This window comes from Agrobacterium sp. CFBP 3001 (assembly GCF_027871605.1).
Classification (GTDB): domain Bacteria; phylum Pseudomonadota; class Alphaproteobacteria; order Rhizobiales; family Rhizobiaceae; genus Agrobacterium; species Agrobacterium leguminum.
This window is the reverse complement of record NZ_JAQAHD010000008.1, coordinates 193,703-203,636: the sequence shown is the minus strand read 5'-3', so window position 1 is coordinate 203,636 and position 9,934 is coordinate 193,703. Positions and strand designations below refer to the sequence as shown.

Genomic DNA, 9,934 nt, shown 5'->3' with positions numbered 1-9,934 from the left:
CCGGAAGCTCGTCACTATCCTCAACGCCATCGCAAGGACAGATCCAGCATTTGCTTGATCATCCACGGTTGCTTGATCCGGCATCCAGCCACGGCGCGTCTGCGCCGTGAAAAGAGTCTTTTGCGATCAAGGACTTGATCGCACTGGACCCCGGATCTAGTCCGGGGTGACGGCGTGTATATTATCTAGCTGTGGCAACCCATCCGTCAGCGGAAATCCTGAACGAGGCTCCTGAACGAGGCTGAGGAGGCGTCACCGCCTCCTCCTTGCTCATCATTACTCGATGGCCTTCGCTTCTTTCCGCGTCGCAATCAGCGAACCGATGATGCCGGTTGCAAGGATGGCGACGGTGACGCCGAGAGAGACGGCGGGCGGGATCTTGGCGATGCCCAGCATATCGGCGACGAAAATCTTCGAACCGACGAAGACCAGAACCGCAGCCAGCGCATATTTCAGATAAGCGAAGCGGTGGATGAGGGCGGCGAGCGCAAAGTAAAGGGCGCGCAGACCGAGGATCGCGAAGATGTTCGACGTGTAGACGATAAACGGATCGGTGGTGATCGCGAAGATTGCCGGGATCGAATCGACTGCGAAGATCAGGTCGGCGATTTCGACCATGATGAGCGCCAGGAAGAGCGGCGTCACGAAGGTCTTGAGTCTGCCGGTGGTCTCATCGGTTTCCTTGACGAAGAATTTCTCGCCATGCAGCCTGTTTGTCACCGGAAGGTGATCGCGCAGGAACTTCAGGATGCGGTTATTGCCGATATCGGACTCGTCATGGTCGGACGAGAACAGCATCTTGAGGCCGGTGAAGACGAGGAAGGCCGCGAAGAGATAAAGCACCCAGTGGAAGTTTTCGACGATGGCCGCGCCGCCCGCGATCATGATGCCACGCAGGACGATGACGCCGAGGATGCCCCAGAGCAGCACGCGGTGCTGATATTGGCGGGGAATGGCGAAATAGGAGAAAATCATGGCGATGATGAAGATATTGTCCATCGCCAGGCTTTTTTCGACCACGAAGCCGGTGACATATTCCATCGCCGACTGTTCGCCGGACTGATACCAGATCCAGCCGCCGAAGGCCAAGCCGATGACAATATAGAAGCCCGACATCAGCAGGCTTTCACGAACACCAATTTCCTTGGAGTTTTTATGCAGCACGCCTAGATCGAGCGCGAGAAGGCCAAGGACGAGGGAAATGAAGACCGCCCACATCCATGTGGGGGTGCCGAGAAAATCCGATAGAAGAAAGTCCATCAGTCAACCTTTAGCCGGACGAGGTTGGCTTTACGGATGGGGGACGTGAAACAGACATATACGTGGCCCCAACCTTAACAAACTCGACATCACGTGTTGTCCGGTAACACGCCAGAGGGGCCCGAGTTCTGATCACGATGGAGAGATGGGTGGGCACTTTCGCTTTTCAAGAGGAGACTTCAGAAAAAAGCGAAAGGCCTTGTTTGACAAATTCGTGAAAGCTCTGTAGAAGCCGCCCCAACGCCGGGCAGTGATGTCCGGTGTGTTTTGTTGACTGCCCTGCAGTTTAAGAACTGACGTTCGGCGGTCAATATCACCGACATGTCCCGTGGTTTCTCCATTTGCATGTGAGAAGCCTGTCAGAGGCCCTGAAACGGGCTTCAGAGGAGGGCGTGTTTCCTTGAACCGGTTTGGTAACAGACCGGCATAACCTTTTGAGAAGGAAATACGATGAGCAAGCGCGAATCGGCTAAGTATAAAATTGACCGCCGCATGGGCGAAAACATCTGGGGCCGTCCGAAGTCCCCGGTTAACCGCCGCGAATACGGCCCGGGCCAGCACGGACAGCGCCGCAAGGGTAAGATGAGCGACTTCGGCACGCAGCTGCGCGCCAAGCAGAAGCTCAAGGGCTACTACGGCGAACTGCGCGAAAAGCAGTTCCGCGCCACCTTCGACGAAGCAAACCGTCGTAAGGGTGACACTTCCGAAAACCTCATCGGCCTGCTCGAGTCGCGTCTGGACGCCATCGTCTACCGCGCCAAGTTCGTTCCTACCGTTTTCGCATCGCGCCAGTTCATCAACCATGGCCACGTCACGGTTAACGGCGTTCGCGTCAACATCGGTTCTTACCGCTGCAAGCCGGGCGACGTCATCGAAGTTCGCCAGAAGTCCAAGCAGCTCGTAACCGTTCTGGAAGCCGTTCAGCTCGCTGAGCGTGACGTTCCGGACTACATCGAAGTTGACCACAACAAGATGGTTGCGACCTACGCCCGCGTTCCGGCTCTCTCCGACGTTCCGTACCCGGTCGTCATGGAACCGCATCTGGTCGTCGAATTCTACTCGCGTTAATCGACGCGTTTCAGTATTCAGGAAGCCGCCCTTCGGGGCGGCTTTTTTGTTTGCGGGGAAGGCTTTGCATGCAGGACATTCAGGCGATCGTCGATTCCATCTATGACAGCATGGCGCCGAGGCTCGGCGAGGGGAAGGTTGCGGATTACATTCCCGAACTTGCCAAGGTCGATCCCAACCAGTTCGGCATCGCCATCACCACTGTCGATGGAACCACCTATACGGCCGGCAATGCGCTCACGCCGTTTTCGATCCAGAGCATCTCCAAGGTCTTCATGCTGACGCTGGCGCTCGGCAAGGCGGGGGAAACGGTGTGGAACCGGGTAGGGCGCGAGCCTTCGGGCTCCTCCTTCAACTCCATCGTCCAGCTGGAGCATGAGCACGGCATCCCACGCAATCCCTTCGTCAATGCCGGCGCGATCGTGGTGACCGATATCGTGCTTGCCGGCCACCAGCCCCGCGAGGCAATCGGTGAGCTTCTGCGTTTCGTGCGTTACCTCGCGGACGATGACACGATCAGCATCGACGATACGGTGGCGAAATCCGAGCAGGCGACGGGGTTCCGCAATTTCGCGCTCGCCAATTTCATGCGCTCCTTCGGCAATCTGCACCATCCCGTCGAATATACGCTCGGTGTTTATTTCCACCAGTGCGCGCTCTCCATGACCTGCGCTCAGCTTTCCCGCGCTGGCCTTTTCCTCGCCAATCGCGGCCGCAATCCGCTGACCGGCCACACGGTCGTTTCGGATCGGCGGGCGCGACGCATCAATGCGCTGATGCTGACCTGCGGCCATTATGACGGATCGGGCGATTTCGCCTATCATGTCGGCCTGCCGGGCAAGAGCGGTGTGGGCGGCGGCATCATGGCGGTGGCGCCAGGCAACGCGTCCATCGCGGTCTGGTCGCCGGGTCTCAACAAGGTCGGCAACTCGGCGCTCGGGTCACAGGCGCTGGAAATGCTGGCGACGAAAACCGGCTGGTCGGTTTTCGGGGCTTGATATTGCCGGCGGATGGGGGCATTGCCTGCATTAAGAACGGCAGTCGTGCCGGAGCGAGCTGATGATGAACATTCTCACCAAGATCGATGACTTTGTAGATCAGGCCGGGGCCGACCAGATCGGGGCGGATCAGGACGCGTCCGAAGAAAACGGCAGCTCGCATCCCCTGTTCGACAACGCGCCGCGGTCGGTTTCCTTCAACAAGCTGCGCAAGCGGCTGTTGCGCAACGTTCGCCAGGCCTTTGAAGATTTCGGCATGCTGAACGGCCAGAAGCGCTGGCTGGTCGGCCTTTCCGGCGGCAAGGACAGCTATGGGCTGCTGGCGCTGCTGCTCGATCTCAAATGGCGTGGCCTTTTGCCGGTGGAACTGGTGGCCTGCAATCTCGATCAGGGCCAGCCGAATTTTCCCAAACACGTGTTGCCGGAGTATCTGGCGAAGATCGGTGTGCCCCATCGCATCGAATATCGCGACACCTATTCCGTGGTGAAGGAAAAGGTGCCTTCGGGCGGCACCTACTGTTCGCTCTGTTCGCGGCTCCGGCGCGGCAATCTCTACCGCATCGCGCGGGAAGAGGGCTGTGACGCACTGCTGCTCGGCCATCACCGCGAGGATATTCTTGAGACCTTCTTCATGAACTTCTTCCACGGCGGCCGGCTGGCTGGCATGCCGGCGAAGCTTTTGAATGACGAGGGCGACCTGATGGTCATGCGCCCGCTTGCCTATTGCGCCGAGGAGGATATGGCGAAATTCGCGGCGGCGATGGAATTCCCGATCATTCCCTGCGACCTCTGCGGCTCGCAGGACGGGCTTCAGCGCAATGCCATGAAGGAGATGCTGGCCGACATCGAACGGCGTATGCCCGGCCGCAAGGACGTGATGCTGAGGGCGCTTGCCCATGTCAATCCGTCGCATCTGCTCGATCCCAAGCTTTTTGATTTTTCGGCGCTTTCTGTCACCGGGGCGTCACCTGAAGAGCGTAGGGAGGCCAACTCCCCCTTATGAAGAAGTGCCACGCCCGATGACCCTTTCCGACAAAGATATCGACTTCCTCGTTTCCACCGTTGCCGCTGCCGGCGCGAATGAAATTCTTCCCCGCTTCCGAAACCTGAGCGCCGGTGCGATCTCCGAAAAGACCTCCGCCGTCGATCTCGTCACCGAGGCCGATGTTCTGGCGGAAAAGGCGATCACCGCTGCTCTCCTTCAGCGATTTCCGAAGGCCCATATCGTCGGCGAAGAGGCCTATGAGGCGGACCAATCCGTCATTCCCGCACTTGCCGATGCGCCGCTTGCCTTCGTGATCGATCCCATCGACGGCACTTTCAATTACGCTTCCGGTTTTCCCGCTTTCGGCACGCTGCTTGCGGTCACCGTCAAGGGTGAGACGGTGGCGGGCATCATCCACGATCCGGTGATGGGCGATACCATCGTTGCTTTGAAAGGCGAGGGCGCGTTTCTCAACCGTAGGAACGGTTCGCAGGCGAAGCTCAGGGTAGCCGATCCCGCGCCATTGTCCGACATGGTCGGCATCTTTTCCTGGGGCCACAGCCATCAGGATCGCCGTCCGGTGATTGCGGCCAATCTGGCCAAGATCAAGATGGCGCTGTCGCTCAACTGCTCGGCGCATGAATATTGGCTCGCCTCGGCCGGCAAGCTGCATTTCATCGGCCATGAAAAGCTGATGCCGTGGGATCATCTCGCCGGCGTGCTCATTCATCAGGAGGCGGGCGGTTACACGGCTCGTTTCGACAATACGCCCTATCGGCCGGGGCAGACGGAGGGCGGCATCCTGTCCGCTCCCGACAAGGAAAGCTGGAAGATGCTGCGACGGGAAATCGTCGCCTTATAACATCGCGCTCAAATAGAAGGATATCGCCCATGGCTCTCGAACTCGACATCGCCTCTCTTGCCAATGCGCTTCAGGAGGCGGCGGCAGTAGAAATTCTGCCGCGGTTCCGTAATCTGGGCGAAGGCGATGTGCGGATGAAGACCGAGGCGATCGACCTCGTCACCGAGGCCGACGAGGCCGCAGAGCGGCTGATCCGTGCGCGTGTGCAGGACATCATGCCTGATGCATTGTTCATCGGCGAAGAAGCGGTGGCGGCGGATGCCTCGCTGCTCGGCAAGCTTGCCGATGCCGATCTTGCCGTGGTGGTCGATCCTATCGACGGCACCTATAATTTCGCTTCCGGCCTGCCGCTCTTCGGCGTGATGATGAGCGTCATCTCCAAGGGTGAGACCGTTGCCGGCCTTATCTTCGATCCGATGGGCAATGATTGGGCGATTGCCGAAAAGGGTTCCGGCGCGTGGCTTTGCAGCGCCGACGGATCGCAGACGCAGATGTCGGTCGTGCCGGCCCCGGAATTGTCGCAGATGGTCGGCATCGCCAATACCGGCTATTTCGATGTGGAGACACGGCGCAAGATCCTGACGAACCTCGCCGATGTGCGGCTCTTCACCAGCTATCGCTGCGCGGCGCATGAATACCGCCTGTTCTGCGGCGGCCACATGCATTTCCTGATGTATAACAAGCTGATGCCCTGGGACCATCTGGCCGGCACGCTGCTGTCGCAGGAGGCGGGCGCTTACGCGGCACGCCTCGACGGCTCGCCCTATCTGCCGAGCCATGTGGATGGCGGGCTGCTGCTCGCGCCGGATCAGGAGACGTGGGAACTGCTGCGGGAGAAGATTTTTACGGTTTGAGTCCGGAGTGACATTGGATAAATTGAACCGTCAATCAATAAAAAGGGCGCGGAACAGAATTCCGCGCCCTTTCATTTGTCTATCGCCCCTCAGCGGGTCGGCTTGTTATGCGCCTGAAACAGCACGCCCTTTTCACCGATCAGCACGAAGATGAGGCCGACGATGGAGACGGCGAAGAAGCCCGCCACCATGGGCAGCGCCGTGCCGTCGAAAGACTGGCCGATGGCCGCGCCGATCAGCGAGCCGCCGACGGTCCCCATGAAGCCCATGACGGACGATGCGGTGCCGGCGACGTGGCCGAGCGGTTCCATCGCCAGCGAGTTGAAGTTCGAGCCGATCCAGCCGAACTGGAACATGGCGAGCGCAAAGAACACGATGAAGATGGCAAAGGGCATCGGTTCCGGCCCCAGCACCTGCACCAGCAGCCAGACGAAGGTGATGGCGATGAAGCCGAGCAGCGAGCCGTGCGACAGCTTGCGCATGCCGAACCGGCCGACCAGCCTTGCATTGACGAAGGACGAGAAGGCCATGAACAGCGCCACGCCCGCAAAGGCCGCCGCAAACCATGCGCCGAGCCCGTAAATGCCCTTATAGACCTGTTCGACCGAGTTGATGAAGCCGAACAGCGCCCCGAAGATGAAGGTGCTGGAGAGCGTATAACAGAGCGCGATACGGTTGGTGAGCACGATCTTGAAACCGCCGAGGATGGAGCTTGCGGTCAGGGGGCGGATATCGTCCGGATGCAGGGTTTCCGGCAGGCGAAAATACATCCAGGCCGTCACCACGGCGGCAATGGCCGCCATGAAAGCGAAGATCAGGTGCCAGTCACCGAAAAACAGCACGATCTGGCCGGTGCCGGGCGCAATGACCGGCACGACCATGAAGACCATCATGATCAGCGACATGACTTCCGCCATCTGCCGTCCGCCATAGATATCACGCACGATGGAGACCGTGATGACACGCGTGGCCGCCGAACCGATGCCCTGAATGAAACGCAGCATCAGAAGCCCGGAGAAGGACGGTACGAAGACCACGGCTATGGCTGAAACGATGTAGATGGCGAGCCCGACGAACATCGGCTTGCGGCGTCCGAAACGGTCCGAAATCGGTCCGTACAGAAGCTGGGCGATGCCGAAGCCGAGAAGATAGGCGGAAATCACATATTGGCGGTGGTTTTCGTTTTCGACGCCGAGCGAGGCGCCGATTTCCTGAAGACCGGGCAGCATGATGTCGATGGCAAGCGCGTTCAGCGCCATCAGCATCGCGGCAAGCGCGATGAATTCCGTGCGCCCCATCGAGCCTGCGCGCGAAGCGGTGGATTGTGAAAGATTTGTCACAGGATTGCCCCAAAAAGAACGGCAAAGGCGTTGCATGAAGCAACGCCTGGCATAAATTTCTGACAATCAGGGTGGGCCGGATGAACCGGCCGAAATCAGGCCGCGCCGCGGACGCTGATACCCTGTTCTTGGAAGTGGTTTTGAAGTTCGCCGGACTGGAACATCTCTCTTACGATGTCACAGCCGCCGACGAATTCGCCCTTGACGTAGAGCTGCGGGATGGTCGGCCAGTTGGAGTAGTCCTTGATGCCCTGGCGGATATCTGCATCGGCAAGCACGTTGATGCCCTTGTAGTCGACGCCGAGATAATCGAGGATCTGTACCACCTGGCCGGAAAAACCGCACTGCGGAAATTGCGGGGTGCCCTTCATGAAAAGAACGATGTCGTTGCTCTTCACTTCGCTGTCGATCATGTCGTGAATGCCGCTCATAGGCTTATTCCTTTCACATGCGGTTCAAGGCCGCTGCTTTCTGTTTGTTCCTAGATAACATGTCGTGGCGCGATTTCCACCCGGAAAGCGTAAAAAATCCGTCCCTGATGGGGTGCACGACATGCCAAATATCGGCCTGTGACGGTTCAGCGATATCTCTGCCGGCTGCGGGCGGCGGCGGTGCGCCTTTTGCTCACCTGCTTCTTGGCCGGCTTGGGTTTGATGGCGGCGTTGATCGCGGCTTCCAGAACCGAGCCGACGATGCCGCCGGCAAGCGAGCCGGTGCTTTTCGTCCGGCGCGCGCGGCGGGTCTTGCGGATACCGGTCTTGGTGAGGATTTCAGACAGCGCGCCCTTGACGACGCCGTTGAGTACTTGATCGACGATGCCAGACAAATTTCCCTCACCGATAAATAAATCACATTTCCGTCGCGATTTTTACTATACGTGCATCGCCCGCTGTATCAAGCGATCCTTTCGGGTGTCTCTAGCGCGCATTTGCTTTTCTCCGAAACGCAAAAGCGCGCTATCTCTTTGTTTTTACGCATTGTCCTGAGGTAAAAGCGATTGCGCTTTTACTGGAAATGCTCCGGCCGAAGGTTCATGCATGCCAGCCGTCAAGTCACGACTTGTTCTTTATTTCCCCGGTTTCGATCCGCTCGATGCGGCCGCCCATCATCTGCGTTACCAGCGGGCGGCGGCGCTCTCCGGCAAGACATGGGATGTCGATTATGCCGTGGGACCGCTGGAGAATGCGCCCGGGGGCGAAACATTCACGGTTGAGGCCTCGGCGGGCGACTGGCGGACCCGCTCCGACATTTTTGTTTACGACCATAATGCGGTGATATCGCAATTGCGCGATGCGCCCGTCTGGCGGCAGATCTGGCTCGGTTTCAAGGCCGGAGCCGGCATCATCGCCGAAGGCGGCGCGGCGCGTTACTTCCGCCACGCCTGGCGTTTTGGCCTGTTCTTCATCTTTCCGTTCCTGCTGATGCTTGTCGGCGGTGCGCTTGCGGCGGCTATTGCCCTGTTGCCCTTAATTTTCGCCTTACCTCTCTGGCTCTTGGCGATCAGCTTTCCCGTCGCCGCCCTGTTTTTCGTGAAGGCTTTCCTGCCGTTTGCAGAGCGGTTTCACACCCTGCATCTTTATGCGGACTGGCGGTTCGCGCTCGCAGTCGGCCGCGATGAACCGATTGCCCGTGACTGGATCGAGGAGAGGGCGGCACTTGTTCTGACGGCGCTGGAGCAGCCCTCGGACGAGGTTCTGGTGGTTTCCCACAGCATGGGCGCCAGCCTTGCGCTTGCCGTGATCGGCCGCGTGCTGGAGCTGAAGCCGAATGCGCTGGATGGCCGGAAACTGTCCTTTGCGACCTTGGGCGGGGCGGCGCTGCAATGTGCGTTCCTGTCGAGCGCGGACCGGCTTCGCGAGAGCGTCGGTTCGATTGCGCGTCACCCGGAGGTGACATGGTTCGATATCCAATGCCTGACCGATCCTATTCATCTTTACCGGTGCAATACCGTGGGCCTGACCGGTCACAGGGATGCGCCGCAGCCGAAGATCGTGCCGATCCGTTTCAAGCATTCGCTCTCGCCGGACCGTTATAAGAAGAACAAGCGCAACTTCCTGCGCATGCACCGGCAATATGTGCTGGGGCCGGACCGCAGATCCGGTTACGATTTTACCCTGCTGACGGCGGGGCCTTTGCCTGCCGCCTCCTTCGCCGCTCTGGATTCGCAGACGCCGCCCGCCTTGTAAGCGGTGATGACCCATTCGGCCGGACATGAAAAAGGCCCGCGTGAGAGTATCACGCGGGCCTTGATTTATTCCGCAGGTTTCACGCTCTGCCGCAGGCGGGACAGAGACGGTCTGTTGCCGGAACCGCTTTCACGGGCGCAATCATTCGGGAGCCGATGTCTGCAGGGCAAGGGCATGCAGAACGCCGCCCATATTGCCCTTCAGCGCGTCATAGACCATCTGGTGCTGCTGCACGCGGGTCTTGCCCTTGAATGCTTCCGCAACGACTTCCGCCGCGTAATGATCGCCATCACCGGCCAGATCGCGGATCGTGACCTTTGCCCCGGGAATTCCCGCCTTAATCATGTCTTCAATGTCGCCGGGTTTCATGGGCATGGTGTT

At 59.2% G+C, this 9,934-nt stretch carries 11 protein-coding genes; 6 read left to right on the top strand and 5 right to left on the bottom strand.

Annotated elements, in window-relative coordinates:
• Window positions 1-276: 276 nt before the first annotated feature.
• Entirely contained in the window at window positions 277-1,260 is a 984-nt protein-coding gene (locus PH605_RS13070; protein WP_142845076.1) for a TerC family protein, read from the bottom strand.
• A 450-nt stretch (window positions 1,261-1,710) separates the two neighbouring features.
• Between PH605_RS13070 and rpsD the strand changes: the two genes are divergently transcribed.
• The 5 genes from rpsD (at window position 1,711) to PH605_RS13045 (ending at window position 6,027) form a co-directional block, all read left to right on the top strand.
• Window positions 1,711-2,328, top strand: a complete 618-nt coding sequence (gene rpsD, locus PH605_RS13065; protein ID WP_003520423.1) for a 30S ribosomal protein S4 — start codon at window positions 1,711-1,713, stop codon at window positions 2,326-2,328.
• 68 nt (window positions 2,329-2,396) lie between these two features.
• Complete coding sequence (locus PH605_RS13060) at window positions 2,397-3,326, top strand: glutaminase (protein WP_003520424.1); 930 nt, start codon at window positions 2,397-2,399, stop codon at window positions 3,324-3,326.
• A gap of 61 nt (window positions 3,327-3,387) precedes the next feature.
• Window positions 3,388-4,329, top strand: a complete 942-nt coding sequence (gene ttcA / locus PH605_RS13055) for a tRNA 2-thiocytidine(32) synthetase TtcA (protein WP_161987873.1) — start codon at window positions 3,388-3,390, stop codon at window positions 4,327-4,329.
• 16 nt (window positions 4,330-4,345) lie between these two features.
• Window positions 4,346-5,173 carry an inositol monophosphatase family protein gene (locus tag PH605_RS13050; protein WP_142845077.1) on the top strand — a complete coding sequence of 276 codons (828 nt, stop codon included), beginning with the start codon at window positions 4,346-4,348 and terminating at the stop codon, window positions 5,171-5,173.
• Between the two features lie 29 nt (window positions 5,174-5,202).
• Complete coding sequence (locus tag PH605_RS13045; protein ID WP_078052775.1) at window positions 5,203-6,027, top strand: inositol monophosphatase family protein; 825 nt, start codon at window positions 5,203-5,205, stop codon at window positions 6,025-6,027.
• A gap of 89 nt (window positions 6,028-6,116) precedes the next feature.
• Here PH605_RS13045 and PH605_RS13040 read toward each other — a convergent pair whose 3' ends face one another.
• The 3 genes from PH605_RS13040 to PH605_RS13030 all read right to left on the bottom strand — a co-directional run bounded on the left by PH605_RS13040 (window position 6,117) and on the right by PH605_RS13030 (window position 8,193).
• Window positions 6,117-7,325, bottom strand: coding sequence for a multidrug effflux MFS transporter (locus PH605_RS13040; RefSeq protein ID WP_065655211.1), 1,209 nt, complete (start codon window positions 7,323-7,325; stop codon window positions 6,117-6,119).
• Between the two features lie 137 nt (window positions 7,326-7,462).
• The gene (grxD, locus tag PH605_RS13035) at window positions 7,463-7,798 is read right to left on the bottom strand and encodes a Grx4 family monothiol glutaredoxin (protein ID WP_003520429.1); all 336 of its coding nucleotides are present in this window, start codon (window positions 7,796-7,798) and stop codon (window positions 7,463-7,465) included.
• Window positions 7,799-7,944: 146 nt separating this feature from the next.
• On the bottom strand, window positions 7,945-8,193 hold the full coding sequence (locus PH605_RS13030) for a hypothetical protein (protein ID WP_078052777.1): 249 nt from the start codon (window positions 8,191-8,193) through the stop codon (window positions 7,945-7,947).
• A gap of 211 nt (window positions 8,194-8,404) precedes the next feature.
• Between PH605_RS13030 and PH605_RS13025 the strand changes: the two genes are divergently transcribed.
• Window positions 8,405-9,553 carry a hypothetical protein gene (locus tag PH605_RS13025; protein ID WP_142845078.1) on the top strand — a complete coding sequence of 383 codons (1,149 nt, stop codon included), beginning with the start codon at window positions 8,405-8,407 and terminating at the stop codon, window positions 9,551-9,553.
• Window positions 9,554-9,694: 141 nt separating this feature from the next.
• Here the strand turns inward: PH605_RS13025 and PH605_RS13020 are convergent, their stop codons facing one another.
• A complete protein-coding gene (locus PH605_RS13020) occupies window positions 9,695-9,928 on the bottom strand; it encodes a BolA/IbaG family iron-sulfur metabolism protein (protein WP_003507909.1) in 234 nt (77 codons plus the stop codon).
• Window positions 9,929-9,934: the final 6 nt, after the last annotated feature.

What these genes read in the sequence shown, in the direction of transcription:
- PH605_RS13020 (WP_003507909.1), bottom strand. Translation starts at nt 9,928, where the DNA reads ATGCCCATGAAACCCGGCGACATTGAAGACATGATTAAGGCGGGAATT.
- rpsD (WP_003520423.1), top strand. Translation starts at nt 1,711, where the DNA reads ATGAGCAAGCGCGAATCGGCTAAGTATAAAATTGACCGCCGCATGGGC.
- PH605_RS13040 (WP_065655211.1), bottom strand. Translation starts at nt 7,325, where the DNA reads ATGGGGCGCACGGAATTCATCGCGCTTGCCGCGATGCTGATGGCGCTG.
- ttcA (WP_161987873.1), top strand. Translation starts at nt 3,388, where the DNA reads ATGATGAACATTCTCACCAAGATCGATGACTTTGTAGATCAGGCCGGG.
- PH605_RS13060 (WP_003520424.1), top strand. Translation starts at nt 2,397, where the DNA reads ATGCAGGACATTCAGGCGATCGTCGATTCCATCTATGACAGCATGGCG.
- PH605_RS13050 (WP_142845077.1), top strand. Translation starts at nt 4,346, where the DNA reads ATGACCCTTTCCGACAAAGATATCGACTTCCTCGTTTCCACCGTTGCC.
- PH605_RS13045 (WP_078052775.1), top strand. Translation starts at nt 5,203, where the DNA reads ATGGCTCTCGAACTCGACATCGCCTCTCTTGCCAATGCGCTTCAGGAG.
- PH605_RS13025 (WP_142845078.1), top strand. Translation starts at nt 8,405, where the DNA reads ATGCCAGCCGTCAAGTCACGACTTGTTCTTTATTTCCCCGGTTTCGAT.
- PH605_RS13070 (WP_142845076.1), bottom strand. Translation starts at nt 1,260, where the DNA reads ATGGACTTTCTTCTATCGGATTTTCTCGGCACCCCCACATGGATGTGG.
- grxD (WP_003520429.1), bottom strand. Translation starts at nt 7,798, where the DNA reads ATGAGCGGCATTCACGACATGATCGACAGCGAAGTGAAGAGCAACGAC.